Origin of the sequence: Streptomyces sp. NPDC059224 (genome assembly GCF_042754285.1) — a bacterium.
Classification (GTDB): Bacteria; Actinomycetota; Actinomycetes; order Streptomycetales; family Streptomycetaceae; genus Streptomyces.
Genome location: NZ_JBHZAN010000011.1, coordinates 18,172 through 37,952 on the forward strand (window position 1 = coordinate 18,172; position 19,781 = coordinate 37,952).

12 protein-coding genes are annotated in these 19,781 nt (G+C 71.3%); 5 read left to right on the forward strand and 7 right to left on the reverse strand.

Annotated elements, in window-relative coordinates:
- The first annotated feature begins 184 nt into the window (after window positions 1-184).
- The 5 genes from phoU (at window position 185) to ACFXI4_RS13425 (ending at window position 8,209) form a co-directional block, all read left to right on the forward strand.
- A complete protein-coding gene (gene phoU, locus ACFXI4_RS13405; protein ID WP_362729712.1) occupies window positions 185-850 on the forward strand; it encodes a phosphate signaling complex protein PhoU in 666 nt (221 codons plus the stop codon).
- 548 nt (window positions 851-1,398) lie between these two features.
- A complete protein-coding gene (locus ACFXI4_RS13410; protein WP_384990078.1) occupies window positions 1,399-2,991 on the forward strand; it encodes a hypothetical protein in 1,593 nt (530 codons plus the stop codon).
- 31 nt (window positions 2,992-3,022) lie between these two features.
- Window positions 3,023-3,184 carry a hypothetical protein gene (locus ACFXI4_RS13415; protein WP_384990080.1) on the forward strand — a complete coding sequence of 54 codons (162 nt, stop codon included), beginning with the start codon at window positions 3,023-3,025 and terminating at the stop codon, window positions 3,182-3,184.
- A 102-nt stretch (window positions 3,185-3,286) separates the two neighbouring features.
- A complete protein-coding gene (locus ACFXI4_RS13420; protein WP_384990081.1) occupies window positions 3,287-7,117 on the forward strand; it encodes a S8 family peptidase in 3,831 nt (1,276 codons plus the stop codon).
- Between the two features lie 90 nt (window positions 7,118-7,207).
- Window positions 7,208-8,209 (forward strand): helix-turn-helix domain-containing protein, encoded by a 1,002-nt coding sequence (locus ACFXI4_RS13425; RefSeq protein ID WP_384990082.1) that lies wholly within the window; start codon window positions 7,208-7,210, stop codon window positions 8,207-8,209.
- A 414-nt stretch (window positions 8,210-8,623) separates the two neighbouring features.
- On the opposite strand, the gene ACFXI4_RS13430 is transcribed toward ACFXI4_RS13425, so the two are convergent.
- From ACFXI4_RS13430 to ACFXI4_RS13460, 7 genes are all read right to left on the reverse strand, one after another.
- Complete coding sequence (locus tag ACFXI4_RS13430) at window positions 8,624-9,187, reverse strand: hypothetical protein (protein WP_384990084.1); 564 nt, start codon at window positions 9,185-9,187, stop codon at window positions 8,624-8,626.
- Between the two features lie 77 nt (window positions 9,188-9,264).
- Window positions 9,265-12,924 (reverse strand): S8 family serine peptidase, encoded by a 3,660-nt coding sequence (locus tag ACFXI4_RS13435; protein WP_384990085.1) that lies wholly within the window; start codon window positions 12,922-12,924, stop codon window positions 9,265-9,267.
- A 156-nt stretch (window positions 12,925-13,080) separates the two neighbouring features.
- On the reverse strand, window positions 13,081-13,257 hold the full coding sequence (locus tag ACFXI4_RS13440; protein ID WP_384990086.1) for a hypothetical protein: 177 nt from the start codon (window positions 13,255-13,257) through the stop codon (window positions 13,081-13,083).
- Between the two features lie 114 nt (window positions 13,258-13,371).
- Complete coding sequence (locus ACFXI4_RS13445; RefSeq protein ID WP_384990087.1) at window positions 13,372-16,305, reverse strand: ATP-binding protein; 2,934 nt, start codon at window positions 16,303-16,305, stop codon at window positions 13,372-13,374.
- Window positions 16,306-17,028: 723 nt separating this feature from the next.
- Entirely contained in the window at window positions 17,029-17,325 is a 297-nt protein-coding gene (locus ACFXI4_RS13450) for a muconolactone Delta-isomerase family protein (protein WP_384990088.1), read from the reverse strand.
- An 88-nt stretch (window positions 17,326-17,413) separates the two neighbouring features.
- Window positions 17,414-18,286 (reverse strand): ABC transporter substrate-binding protein, encoded by an 873-nt coding sequence (locus ACFXI4_RS13455; protein WP_384990323.1) that lies wholly within the window; start codon window positions 18,284-18,286, stop codon window positions 17,414-17,416.
- 322 nt (window positions 18,287-18,608) lie between these two features.
- Window positions 18,609-19,733 carry a muconate/chloromuconate family cycloisomerase gene (locus tag ACFXI4_RS13460; protein WP_384990090.1) on the reverse strand — a complete coding sequence of 375 codons (1,125 nt, stop codon included), beginning with the start codon at window positions 19,731-19,733 and terminating at the stop codon, window positions 18,609-18,611.
- Between the last annotated feature and the right edge of the window lie 48 nt (window positions 19,734-19,781).

Below are 19,781 nucleotides of genomic sequence, written 5' to 3' on the forward strand. Positions count from 1 at the left end.
TCACGTTCCGGACGTCCTCGGCTGACGGAGCGTACGCCGCCTTTTCCGGCCGGGCGTCCGGTTGCGGACCGGCGCGCCGGTGGGTGTCCCGCACCATGCGGTCGGAGGGCTCGGATCCGGGTGTGCGTAAGTGTGGGAGCCTTGCGGGTGCAAAACGATGGACAACTGGAGAGTGAGGACCGGCATGCGGGACGCGTACCACGCGGAACTGGATTCGATCAGTGAGGGCCTGGTCGGCATCGCGAACCTCGTCGGTTCAGCCATGGGACGGGCCACCAGCGCCCTGCTGGACGCGGACATCGACCTCGCCGAGAGCGTGCTCGGCACGCACGGCCGTGTCGAGGACCTCCAACGAGAGCTGGAAGACCGGGCCATCACGGTCCTGGCACGCCAGCAGCCCGTCGCGACCGATCTGCGGATCGTGGTCACCTCGCTGCGCATGAGCGCGGACCTGGAACGCTGTTCGGCCCTGGCCCAGCACGTCGCCAAGGTCGCCCGGCGCCGCTATCCCCAACAGGCCGTCCCGCAGGATCTGCGCCGCACCCTCCTGGAGATGAGTCATCTCGCCCAGCGCCTGATGGCACAGGCCGCCGACGTCCTGGTCACCCGCGACGTGGACGCGGCCGCACAGATGGAACAGGACGACGACCGCATAGACGAACTCCACCGCGGAATCTTCCAGCACCTGATGGACGACCGCTGGCACCACGGGGTGGAGACCGCGGTCGACGTCACGCTCCTCGGCCGCTACTACGAACGCTTCGCCGACCACGCCGTCTCCATCGCCCGCCGCATGGTCTACCTCGTCACCGGCGAACACACCGACACCGCAGCCGCCACGACCCCGTGACCCGCCCGACGGCCCGGGCGCCGACGGGATGTGAACAGAGCGCGGGACAAGGATGGCGTACGTCGGTCAGGACTGGGACCGCAGCGCGCCGCGATTCGAATCGACCGGACAGGCATGGACGCGTCTTCCCGAGGATCAGCGGCCTCTGCCGAACCCGTAGCGGCTCACCCTCCGAGCACCCCGTACCTCATCGGCACCCCGGCCGGCTCTCCCCCGCCGTCCGCTCTCCGTCGCCGGTCGCCAGCGGCTGCCGGAAGGGAGCACGGACTCCCCCTGCACCCGGTGGTGACGGTGGCAGCCCACGTCGGACCGGTCTGCCTGCGGCCCGCGAGCGGCAACAGGGACGAGACGGCTGCCGACGGCATTCGGTGCCCTGCGGAAACGCGGCCTCCGGCCGATGGGGATCCCGGTCCCGGGCTGGTCCGTGCCGATGCCCGGTGGACTCCTGGCCGTCGGCTGTCACCGGAGAGGCTCTCGGAGCGGCACCCGCCCGTCAGCTGACGGACACTCGGGCGCAACCTTCCGATGTCCGGGCGTGTCCACGTAGTGTGTTGACGATACGCAGAACATGGCGGACAGCCGCGGCCGCCGCTTTCGCGACCGCCGCTTTCGCGACCGCCGCTACGGCGTTCGCGACCCCGGCCGCGCACGCCGCCGGAACGACGCTCGTCCTGGACGCCCAGGAGAACTACTACCTCCCCACCGAGGGCGAGGGCCCGAACCTGGACCTCGGCATCACCGCCTCGGCCGGGGACGCCCATGACGTCTCGGTCGCGGTCGACGCGTCGTCCCTCGCCGGGAAGGCGACGATGGTGGTCACGGGGGACTGCGTGAGCACCGGCACCTTGAAAGTGCGGTGCGACGTGGGCCCGCTGTCGGGCAGGGAGTCGATCGACCCGTTCTTCCTGAAGCCCACCGCGGCCGCCAAGGCGGGCGACACCGGTGCCATCACCTACACCGCCACCGCCTCCGACGCCGCCACGGTAACGGGAGAGACGGACGTCCTGGTCGGCGGGCCGAAGCTCGTCCGCCGGCCCTACCCGACGCTGAAGGGCATCGCGCCCGGCGCCGTCTTCGAGCGCACCCCGGCCTTCGCCAACACCGGCACGGCCCCCGCCGACAAGGGCGTCATGCTGCTGGTGCAGGACTCAGAAGGCGTCTCTCTCGCCCGTGACCACTCCAACTGTCACTATTCGGACCGGCCCGACGTCGGCGCCTGGTGCCGGTTCGACACCCCGGTCGCGCCCGGCGCGGCCTATGAGACGCGCGCGCCGCTGCGCTACACCGCCTCCGAGGACACACTGTACGGCTACAACACCTACGTCGTGTGGCCGGTCGGCGGCACCGCGCCCGACTCCTTCGACCCGTCCGACTTCCCCGGGACCGGCACCGGCGTGCCGCTCGGTCTGAGGTCCGTCGCCTCCGGCTCCGCGTTCACCGGCTCCGGGTACGGCACCTTCGCCACCACCCAGCACGCCGACTACCAGGCGCTCGGTGACACGGTCGAGGGCAAGGCCGGAGAGACGGTGAGCATCACCGTGGGCGTGCGGAACAACGGGCCGGGCCGGATGGACTTCCAGTGGGCGGACGCCGGCACCTCCGGCACCTTCGTGGTGACCCCGCCTGCCGGCACCACCATCACCGGCGCCCCCGGCCCCGGCGAGCAGGGCGACCCCGGGCCGCTGTGGAACTGCACACCGGGCAAGGCCGGTGCGAAGAGCTACACCTGCGACATCAACAGCACGGACTTCCGGCCGGGCGACTCCGTGACGCAGCGGTTCACGGTGCGGATCGACCGGGTCGTCCCCGGCGCGCGGGGCAGCGTGCGTGCGCTGGAGAACCCCAAGTACCCCAATCGTGACGACGACCGGGTGAACGACACGGCGGCGATCACGGTGAAGGCCACCGGATCGGCGACGTCCAGCCCCTCACCCGCCTCCCCGCCGCCGTCGGCGACGGCCACCGCGAGCCCGTCCGGCTCCGGGCCGGGAACCGTGAGCGGGACGACGACCGGCGGCGGGCTCGCCGCCACGGGCGCGGACGGAGTCCTGCTGCGGGCAGGCACCGCCGCCCTGCTGATGGCCGGCGGCGCGCTGGTGTTCCTGGCGGCGCGAAGGCGGGGGCCGCAGGGCGGCCGATGACTCCGCCGTCCGGGCCCGGCAGGACAGGTCGATGAGCGAGTCCGTCACCTCGCGAACCGCTTTCGCCGTCGGCCCCGCGATCCCCGGGTCCATCCCGCCCCGGGCCGGCTTCGCGGGCGCCGCCGGACGCCGGCCCCTCACAGCGGCGACCGCGGCCACCGGCCTCCGGCCCGGCCGGGTGGCGCAGTTGTGACATGTCGCAGTCGCGACATCGTGGGCCCGTGACATGGCGATCCGCTCAGCAGATTCTTTCGAACAGCGCGCGATCACGCGTTGCACGAAAGGTGTGTGACTGATGGCATGGATCCGTCTGACGGCGGCGATATCAACAGCACTGGTACTGACCACGGGAGGCCTGTCGTCCGCCTCCGCGCGGGCGTCCTCCCCGGGCACTCCCGAGACGAAGGGCGCCGGCCGGTCGCCGTCCACCGTACGGCTGGTGACCGGTGACCGGGTGACGGTGACACCCGGCAGCGACGGGCGGCGCGCCGCCTCGGTGGTGCCCGGTCCGGGCCGCCGGGACATCGTCTTCCGCACGTACGAGCAGGACGACGGCACGATGACCGTACTCCCTTCCGACGCGGCGGAGTTGGTGGCCGCCGGAACCCTGGACCGGCGTCTGTTCGACGTCACCGGCCTCATCGCCCAGGGTTACGACGAGTCCGGCACCTCGGCGCTCCCGCTGATCATCTCCTCCGAGCCGGGCGGTGCGGCGGCCGGGACGGGGCCGAGCCGCAAGGCCGTGGCGACGACCGCGGACCGGCTCTCCGCGTTCAACACGGCGTCCGTGCCCGAGCGCCGGCTGCAGAGCATCGGCGCAACGTCCCTGCGGGTGGACGACGACGACCTCGGTGCGTTCTGGAAGACTCTGCGTCCCGCGGGCACCGCCCGGATCGCGCAGACCCCCCGGGTGTGGCTCGACGGCAGAGTGGCACCGGCGCTGGACCGCAGCACGGCCCAGATCGGCGCGCCCGCCGCCTGGAAGGCCGGTTTCGAGGGGCAGGGCGTCAAGGTGGCCGTCCTGGACACCGGTGTGGACGCCGGCCACCCGGACCTGGCGGGCCGGATCGCCGAGTCCAGGGACTTCTCGGACAGCGGCAGCGTGACCGACCACTTCGGGCACGGCACGCACGTCGCGTCGATCGTCGGCGGCAGTGGAGCGGCGTCCTCCGGGACCCGTCGCGGGGTCGCGCCGCGAGCGGACCTGTTGATCGGCAAGGTGCTGGGCGACGACGGGTACGGCTCCGAGTCGCAGGTCATCGACGGCATGGAGTGGGCGACCGCGGAGCACGCCAAGGTCGTCAACATGAGCCTGGGTTCGGACGCGCCCTCGGACGGCACCGATCCCATGAGCCAGGCCGTCGACACCCTGTCCGCCTCCGGGCGGACACTGTTCGTCGTCGCCGCGGGCAACGCCGGGGAGCAGGGCGCTTCGACCATCGGCGCGCCCGGTGCGGCGGACGCCGCCCTCACCGTCGGTGCCGTGGACCGGGACGACTCCCTGGCGCCCTTCTCCAGCCGCGGCCCGCGTCCGGGCGACAAGGCCGTGAAGCCCGACGTGACGGCGCCCGGTGTCGGAATCGTCGCCGCCCGCGCCTCGGGGACGGCCATGGGCACCCCGGTGGACACCTACTACACCGCCGCGTCCGGTACGTCGATGGCCACACCGCACGTCGCCGGGGCCGCCGCCCTCCTCGCCCAGCGGCACCCCGAGTGGAGCGGGCCGCAGCTCAAGGACGCGCTCATCAGCACCGCCCACCTCGTCTCCGGTACCAAGGTGACCGAACAGGGCGGCGGGCGCATCGACATCGGCGCGGCCATGGGGGCCCTGACGGCCACCGGCTCCGTCACCCTGCCCGCGCTCCAGACCGCCGACGCGGGCGGACCGCGGCAGGTGGCGACGCTGCACTACACCAACGAGAGCGACCACCCGCTCGACCTCAGGCTGTCGGCCTCACTCACCCGCGACAACGGTGTCGCCCTGGCCGACGGCGTGATCACCCTGGACTCCGGCACCGTCCGTCTCGCCCCCGGGGCCTCGGCGGACGTCCCGGTCCGCGCGGACGGCGCGCATGCCGCGCGCGGCGCCTACTACGGCTACGCCACCGCGACCGGACCGGACGGCACCGCGCTCGCCCACACCACGCTGTCCCTCGTCGTGCACGCGCCTCTGCACCGGCTCACCGTGATCGCCAAGGACCGCGACGGCAAGGTGATACCGCAGGCCGCCCCGACGATCTGGGGAGCCGACGGCTTCGCCCAGTACTCCAGCCTGGACCCGGCGGTCGCCGACGTCGAAGAGGGCACCTACCAGGTCAGCTTCGGCACCCTGGACAACGCGGCCGACGGCCAGGAACTCCGCGAGGTGATCAACCCGCAGGTGCGGGTCACCAAGGACTCGACCGTCACCCTCAACGCCTCGAAGGTGACGGAAGTGAAGATCCGTACCCCGCGCCCGTCAGAACAGCACGGCGCACTCAGCTATCAGACATACCGCCAGATCGACGGGAACAGCCTGATCCAGGGCGTCATGTACTTCGACATCGCCAAGCGGATCTACGTCAGCCCCACCGCGCAGGTCACGGACGGCACCTTCGAGTTCGCCTCCCGCTGGCAGCTGACGGCTCCCCAACTGACCGCCAGGAGCCAGGGAAGTTCGCGGTCCTTCGCCCCCTACTACCTGCCGACGTCACCGGTGTTCGACGACAAGGGCGTCCGACTGACCGCCGTGGACGCCGGGACGGGCACCGCCGCCGACCTCAAGGCCGCCCATGTACGCGGCAGACTGGCCGTGATCCGCTACGACTTCGGTGACGACACCGCCCTCGCGCGGGCCGCCGCCGACGCCGGCGCCAAGGCTCTGATGCTCGTCATGCCGGAGGGTTTCTACCCGTGGACCCGCTGGAGCCCGGACGGAACACGCCTCGCCCTGCCCGTCATGCGCGCGGGCCACGCGGACGGCACCGCGATCCTGAAGCGGAGCGGGCGGGCCGCCACCCAGGTCCGGTTCACCGGCACGGTGCGCAGCCCCTACCTCTATGACGTCATGCAGGTGTCCCGTCAGCGCGTCCCGCAGCACCTCGTGCACACCGTCTCCGGACACGGGAGTGCGGTCGTCCACGCCACCTACGCCCGCACCGGCGCCTCCGACTGGGCCAGTGAGCAGCGTTTCGCCTGGCGGCCCTACCAGGACACCGCGTGGAACCAGTACACGCGCAACGTGCCCGTGGGCCGCGAGCGCGTGGAGTACGTGACCGCCGGCGACACCCTCTGGAACCACGTCGTCCATCACGACACCATCCTGGACCAGGACTTCCCGCTCCAGGTCGGCATGCGGGACGCGACCCACACCTACCGGGCCGGACAGCAGGCCACGGAGCGATGGTTCACCGCCCCGGTCCGCCCGTCCGTCCCGCACGGCGTGGCCGGCTGGCCCGCCTCCACCAGGTACGGCAACACCCTGTCCCTGTACGTCCCGGACTTCACCGACGCCGCCGGCCACTGGTCCTTCGCGGAGAGCGACAGTCTCGGCGGCATCGGCACCCGTGCGTCCGGTACGGGCGACACCGCGGTCGCCGACCTGTACCGCGACGGACAGCGCGTCGCCCATTCAGACACCGGCGCGTGGGGCGCCTTCGAGGTTCCGGCGGGTCAGGGCGGCTACCGGCTGGACCTGACGACGGGACGCGACTCGGACGACTGGCGCTTCGGCACCCGCACCGAGACCTCCTGGTCCTTCGGTTCGGACACCACCACGAGCCCCACGCTGCTTCCCCTGCTCCAGGTGGACTACTCGGTTCCCGTCGACGCCGAGAACGCCGTGGGCCCGCAGCGCACGTACACGCTGGGATTCGACGTCCGCATGCCCGACGGCCTGCCCGCCCCGCACGGCACGAGGCTCAAGGTGGAGACGTCCTACGACGACGGCAAGACCTGGGTGACGGCACAGACCTCCGCACCCCGTGGAAAGGCCGGACATTTCACCGCGGCCGTCGAACGGCCGTCTCGGGTACACGGCAACTCCTGTGTCACACTGCGGATCACAGCGGCTGACGACGCCGGGCACAGCGTCCGGCAGACGATCGACCGCGCCTTCCTCCACCGGGGCTCCGCCGCACGGCAGTGACCTGGTGAGGCAGCAGAACGGGAAGCTGCGGCCGCCGGTGCGCACGGCACCGGCGGCCGCAGCCCCGCGAGGGGCAGAGAGGGATCGCCGATGCTGGAGGCGGCAGGGCTGACGGCCGTCGAAGAGACCGTGTACCGCCTCCTGGTCGGAGCGGTCACGGCCTCGGCGCGCCAACTGGCGGAGCAGAGCGAACTGCCGCAGGACACGCTGGAGGCGGTGCTGACGGCCCTCACCGGCAAGGGACTCGCCAGCCCCACCGACCACGTGCCACCCCAGTACTCCGCCGTACCCCCGGACGTGGCGCTGCTGCCCCGGCTGCAACGGCGCACCGACGAACTCGACAAGGCCCGCAGCACGGTCACGGATCTGCTGGACCTGTACCGGGGCGCCCGGCGCCGCCAGGACGCCGGCCAGCTGATCGAGGTGATCACGGGCGCCGAGTCGCTGCGGCAGCACCTCCGGCAGATGCAGGACAACGCCGGGCACGAGATGCTCTGGTTCTGCAAGGCCCAGTACGTCGCCATGCCGTCGGGCAGCAACCGCGCGGAGTACGACGCCCTCGCCCGCGGGGTGCGCTACCGCGTCCTGTACGAGCAGGCGTTCTTCGACGACGATCACGCCGTGGACAACGTGATCGAGGGGGTACAGGCCGGGGAGATCGCCCGCAGCGTGCCCCATCTGCCGCTGCGGCTGGCCGTCGCCGACAGGTCCGTCGCCATCTGCCCGCTGGTGCCCGGCGGCCCGCAGGGCTCCCCCGGTGAACCCACCGCGGCCCTGGTCCGCGAGAGCAGTCTCCTGGAGGCGCTCACTTCGCTCTTCGAGCGCTACTGGGAGACCGCGGTCCCCCTCGACCTCAGCACCGCGGGCACCATCCCCGACATCGCCGCCGTGCAGGCGGCCGAACCGCTCTCCGGCACCGACCGCCGCATCCTCTCCCTGCTGGTGGCGGGCATCACGGACAAGGCCATAGCCAGTCAGATGGGGCTCAGCCGGCGCACCATCCAGCGCCACATCCAAAGGATGATGACCCTCGCCGGGGCCACGACCCGTATGCAGCTCGCCTGGCAGGCGGCCCGCCGCGGCTGGCTCTGAACAGCCGCCGCCGACACATCCAAGGGTCCTTGGCCACGGAACAGTCGCTCCTGGACGGGCCCTTGTAACCGCGGCGGCATGCGACGTCCACGCACTCGTGCAGCCCCGGCGCCGGCCCATCGGCGCCATCGCGTGTCACCGCGAGGGCCTGCACGTTGCGACCGGCGGCTGTCAGGCGGTCCACTTCCCGCTGGTCCGAGACCGGGAGACGACCCCACGGGGAATCGTTCGTCTCCACATTGAACCGCCCGGCCCAGCCAGTGGTCGCACCACCCCGCGCAGCAAGTCGGCAGGACCGATCACCAGACACCGCTACTGGCGCAGAGCACCCTGCAAGTCCCCTGTGGCAAGAGGCGCGAGCGGGGGCGGATTCGATCCCGCCCCCGCCGTTTCGGGTCACGCTGACGGATGCCGTCAGCGCAGCGTGTACGCCGTGGGAATGGTCTGTGTGACGGTGTCGCCCTGGCTGTCGGTCGCGCTGATCCTCAGTCCGACGCCCTTGGCAGCCTGGTCCCGCCGGGGGTCTTTGATCGTCGTGGTGAACGTGTTCCTACCCGACGCCCTGGTCGTCGCCGGGTGCCAGGTGCTGCCGCCGTCGATGGTGGTCTCCGCCTTCAGGGACGTCACCTCGGGCAGGTCGGTGAGGCGTTGCTGGTAGTAGCCGACGATGGTCACCTGGTGGTTCTCCCCGGCCTTGGCGGTGTTGTCGAGGGCCAGGCCGAGGTCGTAGCGCAGGAAGATCAGAGGTTCCGGGCGGCATGCCGCCCGGTTGCCGCCGACCAGCTCGCCGATGCACGGGCTCTGCGTCGGTGCGTCGTCCTTGGCCGCCGTGGCCGAGGTGTAGTGCCACACGGTCTTGACTCCGTCGGTGTTCGTCTCGAACGTGTACCGGGCGGACTTCGCCGGCAGGTCGTACGAGACGAGGTCACCGCCCTTGCAGCCGGAGAGCACCATCACCGCCGCGGCTGCGAGCAGCATGAGGGCCCCCCTGCGGCGCCGTGCCGATGGCACCGGGATGTTCATCGATTCGGTCTCCTTCGCGGTGAAAGGTGCCATCACAGGCTCGTCCAGTCCTGGTCGGGGAGGTGCTGCGTGTGACGCTCGATCGCGGCACCCGACGCGTTCAGCAGCTCGAAGTCGCAGGTGTGGTCGAGGTTCGGCACGGCCGGTGAGGGAGCCGTACCGCACGAGGCGAGATCGCTGAAGTCGTGCTGGAGAAGCTCGTCGTCGACGATGCCGATCAGGGCCTGGCGGCCGCCACCGCTGCCCGTGAGGTACAGGGTGGGGTAGAAGGTGTCACCCTGCCGGCATCCCGAGCACGGCCCGGTCGGAACCGAGAAACCGGACTTGGTCCGCACCTGCTGCGCGGCGCCCGGTACGGACGGCCCCGCGTTCCAGTGGATCTCGTTCCTGCCGGTGAGGACGACGTCGTTCGTCTCCTGGCGGTTGTGCGCCAGGAAGTGGTCCGCTCCGGTCTCGGCCCAGGAGGCGGTGAACTGGCTGATGGAGTTGTCCTCGTGCTTCACGAAGACCGTCATGACCTGCTGTGTGGGCGGCTGCGGCAGTGACACCAGGGATGAGGCGGTGACGCCCTGGATGGGCTGCTTCCAGCTGAACTGGTGCACCACGCCGGACCGCGCCGCGTGGAAGGAGAGGTCGACCCGGTCGAGGTCGTCCTTTCGGAGCCGGTAAGTGGCCGGCCGGATCTGTCCGTTGTCGTGGTAGGTCGCCACGTACGCCCTCGGCACCACGCTGCCACCCAGGCTGATCCGGACGTGCGGGCCGCCGGCCCTGATCCGGTGGATGAGTGCTTCGGCCTCGGCGTAGGGCACGCTCACGACGGGCAGCGCGGCGTACGACCGGATCGCCGGGCAGCTCTGCGGTCCGTCCAGGCACTGGTCGAATTCCGAGGGCCGGCCCAGCGAGGTGAGGCCCGGTGCGGCGACCAGCACGCCGACGGCGCCGGCGGCGGAAGCGGGGGCCACGCGGTCGTCGCGCAACTTGGCGTAGTCGCAGATGCCCTGGCAGATGTCGGTCGGCGTCAGGAGTACGAGCTTGCCGCGGACACCGGCTTGCGCGAGTTCGGCGGCGGAACCGGATCCGGCGTACACCACCGGCAGGTCTCCCTTGACCGGTAGCCGGGGAATCGGGATCGAGGCCTCGCGGGTGGTCGGGTCCCCGTTGTCGCGCAGCCATGCCTGTGTCTCGGACAGCGCCGCGTTCGGGGTCACGTACCGGGCGGAGAGACCGGTGGAGGCACCGCCGCCGGTGGCACGCAGGGTGGTGACGGCGGTCGCGGCCGAGCTGTAGAAGTCGTGGGTGAAGGTGCCCTGGCTGACCTTGCCGGTGGGCAGCACCCACCAGTTCGGGGCGGCGGCCCGGTAGGCGTAGCTGAGCACCGAGCCCATCGTCCATGCTCCGGTCGCCGAGACCCGGTTGACGGTGTCGATCGCGCTGTACGTCTCGGTGGACTCCGGGTACTGCACGGTCAGCCGCCTGGCCTTGCGCAGGTCCAGCGTGACCGTGGTCGCCTCGGTGAGGCTCACCTCCGGCGCGGTGGGCGCGGCCTGCTGCAGGGTGCCGTCCGCGGTCCGCCAGCTGACCGATGTCTGCACCGCGTAGGCGCCGCGGAACAGCTGCTCGGTCACGGTGTCGGAGCCGGTCTCGATGATCTGGCCGGAGTGCAGGTAGACCTGGCCGTCGACCGGCATGAAGGTGGTGTTCCCGTAGCGGACGTCGGTGGCGCCGGCCGGGGGAACGATCTTCAGGGTGAGCGGGAACCTCTGCGCCTCGAGGAAGGTGTGGATCCTCGAGCCGACCTGTATCGCGCCGGAGTCGTCTTGAGCGCTCAGCAGCCCGTTGTAGCTGCCGTAGGGGCCGTCGGTACCCAGTACGGTGGGGTCGACGGTCACCGATACGTCCGCGGATCCGTTCGCGGGGACGGTCACCGTGTCCGTGCTGAGGGTGAACAACTTCGCCGGGGCTGCTCTGCCGTCGCCGAAGGTGACCGGCAGCGTCAGGTGCAACGTGACCGCCCTGTCGGTGCTGTTGGTGTACGTGATCTTCTTCGTCAGCGCCGGCTGCGGGTAGGCGAGACGGTCGAAGTTCAGGTTCCCCTTCGGGACGATCTGCGGGTTGGTGGCGGTCGCGAGGTCCACGAGGCCCGCGCCCTGGGCGTAGAGGTCGTGGCCCAGATCGGAGGCGGTGTCCATCAGGAGTGCCTTGATCTGCCGGCCGGTCATCTCGGGGTGCTGCTGGGCGACGATCGCCGCGGCGCCGGCCACATGGGGCGTGGCCATCGAGGTTCCGCTGGCGGTGGTGTAGTACTGGTCCACCGGAGTGCCCATGGTCGTACCCGCGGCGCGGGCCGCGGTGATGTCGACGCCCGGGGCCGCGATGTCGGGCTTGGCGGCTCCGTCTCCGATGCGCGGTCCCCGGTTGGAGAACGTCGCCATCGCGTCGTTCTTGTCGACGGCGGCCACGGTCAGCGCATCGTCGGCCGAGCCGGGGGCGACGACCTTCTGCGCGATGAACCCGGAGTTGCCGGCCGCGACCACGAACAGGGTTCCGGTGGACCGGCTGAGTTCGTTCAGCGCCTGGCTCAGCGGGTCGGTGCCGTCGGTGGGCTCACCGCCCAGGCTCATGTTGACGACCTTGGCCCCGGAGTGGGCTGCCCAGTCCATGCCCGCGATGATCGCGTCGTCGGGACACTGCCCCTCGTCGTCGCAGACCTTGCCCACGAGCAGCCTGGCGCCGGGTGCCACGCCCTTGCGCAGCCCGTTGGAGGCGGCGCCGCTTCCCAGGACGGTGGACGCGACGTGGGTGCCGTGCCCGTGCCCGTCCTTGGCACCGTGGGGACTGCCGGTGAAGTCGACCTCCCCGGCGATGCTCCCGGACACGTCCGGGTGGGTGTCGTCGATACCGGTGTCCAGTACCGCCACGGTCACGCCGGTGCCGTCGTAGCCGCGCTTCCAGGCGACCGGCGCGCCGATCTGGGGTACCGACTGCTCCAGGTCGATGTGGGACAGTCCGTCGAGCCAGACCTTCTTGACCCCGGCCAGGGAACCGGCCGACCGGGCCGTCGCCGGGGTGGAAGCCGTCTTGCCCCGCACTCCCTGCCACCACTGCCCGTTGTCGTCGATCTTCAGCGAGCGGCCGTTGATGCTCGGCAGTGCCCGCCCGCCGAGGGCGCCGGCGACCCTGCGCGTCTTGGCGCCCGTGGCGGAGTCGGTGTACGTGACGAGCACCGGTACCGTGTCGCCCCTGCCTGCCGCGTGGAGCGTCACCAGCTCGTCGAGGTCGAACAGCGACCAGTCGAGCAGGCCCTGGCCGACCAGGACGAGGGCGTCGTCCGGCACGGCGTACACCCTGCCCTGGCGCGTGAGGGTGTGCAGCACGACCGGCAGACCGTCCGGCCTCGGCGCGACGTCTGTGTCGCGGACGACCGGCTTGCCGTGGTCGTCGACTCCGACGTCCACCGTGTCGCCGGTGACCAGCGTGACCGGGACGGATCCGCCGGCCGCGGAGACGACCCGTGCCAGGTCGCCACTGGCGGCGGCCTGCGCGCTGTTCGTCCGTGCGACACCGGACGGTTCCGGCCGCGGAGCCGGCTCGACGGCGTGGGCCGTCGGCGTCACGAGCGCGCCGAAGACCGCGAGGCCGATGGTCACCGCGCCCCAGCGTCTGTGGACGCGTCTGCCTGGGCTTGACCTCATCTGAGAGTTCTCCCTTGTGAGGAACGACGTGGATCCTGGGCACAGGTTCGGGCCGCAGGTCCGCGGCGGGTGGGTGTGAGCCGCTCGTCCGTACGAGGACACCGCGCCCTCCTACGGACCCGGGGCACCTGGAGCCTCGCGGCATGGGCTGCCGCGTCAGAGCGGCTCGTACTCGGCGTCGTCGTCGGCACCGGACCCGCCGCCGCGGCTGGTGGTGACGCCCGCCGCCTCGGACGGCCCTCCGGCCGGCACGGGTTGGTCCTCCTGGGGAGGAAGTACCGGCTCGGGCTGGTCGTCTTTCGACTCGGGCGTCGGTGGCACAGCGGAAGGCATGGCAACGAGTGTGCGATCGTGCCGGCTTCCGGCACGATCGGTCAGATGCGGGAATTAATAGGGTCGTTCCGCTGCCGCTTTTTTTCGTCGTCCGGGTCGCCGGGCCGACGGAATTCACTCGTCGTTCAGGGGCGGTACGGCCAGGTCACCGATCAGGCCCGACTCGACGACCCGGACCGCGAGTGCCGTGCGCGAGGTCACAGCCAGTTTGCGCATCGCCGACTTCACCTGGCTGGCGACCGTCTGCGCCGACACCGTCAGAGCGTCGGCGATCTGCCGGTTGGTCAGCCCCTCCACCAGCAGCCGGGTCACCTCCAGCTCGCGCGGCGAGAGCCGGTTGCCGTACCCGGGACGGCCCCGGCCACGCGCCACGGGGAGGGTGTTCCCGCCTCGCCCCGTGAGGAGCCGTACGATCCGGTCGGCGTCGTTGTGAGCTCCGAGTTCCGTCAGCGCCCCTGCCACCTGAACCAGCACGGGCAGCGCGTCGTCGTCCCGGCCGTCCGCGAGCAGGCAGCGGGCGGAGCGCTCCTTGGCGAGCAGCGCGTCGTACGGGCGCGGAAGTGCCTCCCATGCGGCGGCCGCACGGACGAACAGTGTGGAGGCCTCCGCCAGGCGGCCGTCGGCCTCGGCGAGGAGCGCGTGGCACAGCGTCAACGACGCCTGGGGAGCCGGCGCATCACGGTCGCCCAGGGCCCGGGCGAAAGCGTTCGCCACCTCCCAGGCGAGGCCGAACCGGCCCGCGGCGAGCAGGGTCGCGGTGCGCACCGGTGTGAACTCGACGGTGCGCGACCACAAACCGCCGCCCACGGCGATCTCGGCGATCTGGTCGGTCAGTCGGAGCGCTTCTTCCACATCACCGTCGTGCAGGGACAGTTGGGCCAGCGCGGCCGTGGCCTCGATACGCTGCTGGTCGTCGCGTCCGGCGAATCGCAGCTGTTCCCTCGCCTCTTCCCGGTCTCCGCCGGCGGCCTGGAGCAGGCCTGCGACGAGTGCCGCCTCGCACCGGTCCTTGAGCCGTACACCGCCGGCGTCGCCGATCAGGCGTGCGGTGCACTCGGCGAGTCCTGACCAGGTGCCGGTGAACCAGTCGAGGTGAGCCCGGGAGGACGCGATGCTGTCGAGGTAGTCCAGGAGAAGGTGGCGCTCGGCAAGGGTCCTGGCCTTGGCCAGCCGGGCGCCCGCCTCCTCGTACCGTCCCCAGCGCGTCGCCTCCTCGCCGACGTTGGTGTGGCCTATCGTGACGATGGACGCCGCCCTGGGATCCAGAGCGTCGTCCGGGATCTCCCGGGCGGCGGTCCATCCCGCCTCCTCGCCCAGCGTGAGCAGCGCGAAAGCGCGATCCACCGACAGGCGGAGCCGGTCGAGGGGAGGGATCGACTGTGCCAGCAGCGGCGGCTCCTGCAGCCATCGCAGGTGCTCCGAGATCGGCCGCGGGCTCCCCAGCGGCAGCGCCAGCAGGATGCGAGCACGCGCCAACTCCGCTGATCCCAGCGGCAGATGCCCCACCGCGACAAGGATTTCGCTGCGGCCCGCGTCCATCTCGCCGGCGGCCATGAGGACCCGGCCGACCTGGAAACGGACGAACGCCTGCTCCACCGGTGTGAGGACCTGGCCGGCGAGGGCCGCGCGCAGCGACTCGACGACCGGTGCGTGCGGGTCGGAACCGGACAGGGCCTGGAACTGAATCTTCGTCACCAGGCGTACCAGCGCCGCGGCCGGAAGTGACACGGTGGCGACCAGGCTGTGCATCAGCAACGCCGAGGTGGCCACGTCCCCGGACTGGATGCACAGGTCGGCCGCTTCCTCGGTGTACCGGCACGCGGCCACCGCGTCCCCGGCCAACCTGAAATGGCGCGCCAGTTGGGCCACCGGTGGCACCGGCCACTGTTCCATGTCGCGGCCGGCTCGCAGGTGCATGGCCCGTCGGTCACCGGCCGGGATGGCGTCGTACACGGCATAGGACGCCAACGGGTGCCGGAACGACCATTGCCCGGACCTGTCCTCGCGCAGCAGGCCGCTGCCGAGCGCCTCGGCCGCCTGTGCAGCGAAGTGCTCCTCGGGCAGACCTGTGACCGCGAGCAGCGTCGTGCAGTCCGCCGGGCCGGAGAGCACCGCCGCCGCGTAGAGAACGGTGCGGGTGTCGGGGCGAAGCCGCTGCACGCGTTCGAGCACGGCGTCGCGGATCGTGGGCGGAACCTCGATGCGCTCCAGCCGACGCCGCGCCCAACCGCCGTCCCGGCGGACCAGATCGGCACGGTCGTGCATCAGCCGGACCGATTCCTCCACCGCCAGCGGCACGCCCTCCGTGCGCGCATGCAGGAACGCCGCGAACTCGTTCGACACGTGTTCCCCGGCCAGCATCGACGAGACGAACGAGGCAGTCTGCGCCACGTCCAGCGACCGCGGTGTCAGTCTGACCAGGTGGGCGTCGGACGGCAGCCGCGAGGACAGCCGCAACAGCAGGGAGGCCGAGGGCACTTCGTCCCGCCGGAAGGTCAGCACGATGCTCACCGGCTGCGGCCGGCGGGAGACGAGGAACAGCAGGAACTCAAGCGTCGCCTCATCCGCCCAGTGGACGTCCTCCAGGGCGAGGACGGAGATGTCGAGCCGGCCTAGGACCTCGATGAATGCCCGGAACAGACGGTGCCGGGCCGCGGTGGCGTCCTCCAGGGCCTCGGGCGCCGGAGGCAGGTCGTCGGCCCACTCCGGGAACAGGGGCCGCAACGCACCTCCCAGTCCGCTCAGCCCGAGACCGGCAACGTTGTCAACACCATCGCGTACCGCGTCCACCACCGCTCCGAGGGTGTACGGAACCCTCAGCTCCGGACAGGCACCGACCAGAGCCTGCCGCCCCCGCTCCTCCTGGGACGCCAGGAACTCACGCAGCAGCCTGGTCTTGCCGATACCCGCCTCACCCTCGACCAACACGACCACGGGGGCTCTCTGGACGGCCGACTCGAGCGCGTCCAGCTCACCGTCCCGGCCGACGAACCGCGGCGCGGACAGCGCCGGAAGCCGACCACGGTCCTTAGGCGTCCCCCCTGCCACTGCCAACTCCCCTCAGCCGAACGCCACTACGCAGCGCCGACCCTATCCCTGCGGTCCCGCCGTGGTGGCACCGCTTTCACCAGGGTGTCTCCGACACACCAACCGATTCGGGCCACTGTGTTCCGTTCCGTCGGGAGAATCGCGAGCGCGGCTGCGACTGCCTGCGCCCGGCCCCCTCCCCCGTTCTGGTCGCGGCCGGAACCCGCAGATCTCCGGGACGCGGTACACCGGCGACGGAGGCGGCTCGAACCCGTGCTTGGGGTCTGTCGCCCACCAGGGCGACGTGGGCTCGGCTTCTCCATGCGACCGAGGGCCGCCGTGGTGCGCCGGCCCACCGCCAAGGACCGGGCCCGGTCGAGTTCCTCGAAGAGGTGCAGGCCGAGCCGGACCGCGGGTGCCGTGAGGCCGGCCATCTACGGGTTTTCGCCACGCCGAAGGGCTTCACGGGTTCGTACGAACTGGCCACGGTGGTCATCGCCGGGAAGAGTTCGGCGTCGTCGGCGACGTCCTGGTGGCCCGACCGGTCACCACAGGTGATGTCTCCCGGCTGGACATCGGCTCCTGCCACAGCCGGAGGGTGCCGAGTGGCCCGTGACGCCACGGTGGCCCGCGCTCACCGTCACGGCGCCCAGAACACCGTCGATGCGGGCCACCGGCAGTGGAGATGGCGGGGCTGGTCTCACGTGAACGACCCGCCACCCTCCGCATGACACCTCGCGGACATCAGCTGACTGCCGGGCCCGGGTCGTTGGGGTGCGTCTGCAGCGGGGTGATCGCCGCGGTCGCCCACGGCCACATCGGCAGGCTTCCGAGGACTCCCTCGCGCAACTGCGTCTCGTCGTCGGCGCGCCACACGCCGATGACGCGAAACTCGCCGACCGGCCGCCACAGCCTGAACAGATGGCCTTGGGCGGCGAGTTCCCTGGCCCGCACGGCCTCGGCGGCACGGCGCCGGTCGACCTCCGCCGGGTCGGTGCCCTCGGGCACACGGGCGGTCAGCTCCACCAGAAACTCCTTCATGGTCTCTTCCTCTCTTGGTTCGTGGCTTCGTGTTCCGGCGTTTGTCTCCGCGGCAGAGGCGGGTCTTCGCGGCCGTCCGCAGGGGGCTCTACGGTGCGGTGGTGGCCGTGCGGTAGAACTCGGCCGCGGTGAAGGTGGCGGGGACACCGAGTTCGGCGGCGACCGCGGTGAGCCCGGCTTCTGCGGTGGCTAGATCGGTGTGGCCGTCGGTGCTGAAATGCGGGGCGATGAACTTCTCGTAGTGTGCTCGGACCTCGTCCGCGGTGTGCCGGCCGAGGAATGTCTGCAGATAGCGCACCGTGGTCTCGGGATCCTTCTGGATCACCTCCAGGGCACGCCGGTGGGCTCGTACGACGGCTTGGACCGCGGGACCGTCCGGGTCGATGTAGGTGGGGTCGACGGCCACGCCCACGGTGGGGATCCGGAAGTGGTCGCCGACGAAGGCCAGCACCTCCCAGCCGTACTCGACGGCCAGTGCCTCCGGCGCCATGGTGTCGCCGACCATGGCGGCGTCGATGTCGCCCTCCCGCAGCCGGCGCAGGTCCATGGCGTAGTCGCCGGGCCAGCGGACGATCGTCTGGACGTCACGGTCGACGTCGATGCCGGCCTGGCGGAGCACGATCCGGGTGAAGACCCCGGGGCCGGTGTGCGGCGGAGTCACCGCCAGCCGCCGGCCGGCCAGGTCGGCCAGGGAGGTCAGGCCGGGACGGGCGAGGAACCAGAACAGCGGGCGGGCGGTGTTGACATTGAGCGCGACCCACGGGATGCCTTCGTTCAGCCTGGACAGAACCGTCCGGCCGAGCCCGATGACGGCGACGCGGCGCAGTTGCTCCGAGTCCCAGGTACAGCCGTCGCGGAGGGCGACGTGCACGCCCTCGTCGGCGTAGAAGCCCTGTTGGTCGGCGATGTAGGTCACCAGTTCCTCGTGGGGGCCCCGCCCGACGTACGCGAGATCGATCATGTACACGGCGTTCTTCCTTTACGGTGATGGTGTGTTGCAGTGAGGGTGTGTTCCGGTGACGCGGGCGCCTGTCCGGCCGTCGGCCGGTGGGAGGGGACGCGGACCCGCGGACGCAGGACCCGCGACTTCGGGGCGCGCGGGGGATACCGCCGCGTGCTCGCCGGCGGGGGCACTGCTCGTATGTGTGCGGCGCGTGGAACAGCCGGGACTCCGGCACGGACCCGGGTGCGGTCGTGGAGTTCGGTCCTGCGGAAGGACGGTCGCCGCCTGTCAGCCGTTTTGTGGCGCGGCATCGGGACGCCGGCCCGCGGCCACGGTCTGGCTACCGTGGCCGCCTGTATCTGTCGACCCGGTCCCGGTCGATGTCCACGCCGAGCCCTGGGCCTTCGGGCACGACGAGGTGACCGTCGTCGTAGCGGACGGGGGTCACGGTGAGGTCGTCCTGCAGCAGCAACGGCCCGATGAGCTCACACCCCATCTCGAGTTCCGGCACCGAGGCGAACACGTGCGCGGCGGCCGCGGTACCGATCGAGGTCTCGATGGCGGTGCCGCCGTAGCACCGCAGACCGCCGTGGTTGGCGATCGTCGCCACCTCCACCGCCGCCCGCAGCCCACCGGCCTTCCCGATCTTGACGGACACCGAGTCGCACGCCCTCGCGGTGACGGCGGACATCGCGTCACCGGGCCGGCAGATGCTTTCGTCTGCCATGATGCGCAGGGTCGTCGACCGCTCGACCAGCGCCGCCATCCCCGCGAGGTCCCGGCGGCCGACCGGCTGTTCGACCACGCTCACGCCCATCGCTTCCAGCTCTGTCACGCAGGTCACCGCCGTGCGGTAGTCCCAGCTTCCGTTCGGATCGACGAGGTAGTCGCAGTCGGCGCCGATTTTGGTGATGAGCCGGCCGGCCCGCTTGAGATCCTCGGCGGGCGGCAGCGCGCCGAGCTTCAGTTTCAGCGCGGGGTGCCCCTGTCCGAGACGCTCGACGGCCTCGTCGACGACTTCTTGCTCTCCGCTGCCGCTGAGTGCCCAGCGCACGGGCAGCCGCGGGCGCGCGGCACCACCGAGCAGGCGGTGGACAGGCACTTCGAGGGCCCGACCGGTGGCGTCCAGGACTGCCATCTCCACGGCGGCCTTGGCGAATTCGTTGCCGTGGCTCGCCCTGTCCATCGCGGCGCGGATCAGCGGGAGCGCCAGGCAGTCCATGCCCTCCAGTACCGGGGCCAGGTAGAGCTCGATGAGCTGCTGCTGTCCCTCGATGCTCTCGCCGCTCCACCACGGACCGCCCGGCGACACCCCTTCACCGATGCCGATGACACCGGCATCGGTGTGCACCTCCACCAGCAGGTAACTCTGGTGGCGGATCTCGTGGTTGGCGAACCGATGCGGCCGGGACGTCGGCACGTCGACGATCGTGGTCCGCAGCTTGCCGATCCGTAGCGTGCTCACGGATGTTCCTTTCTTGGACGAAGCCTGGTGCAGGCCGATCAGGGGGTC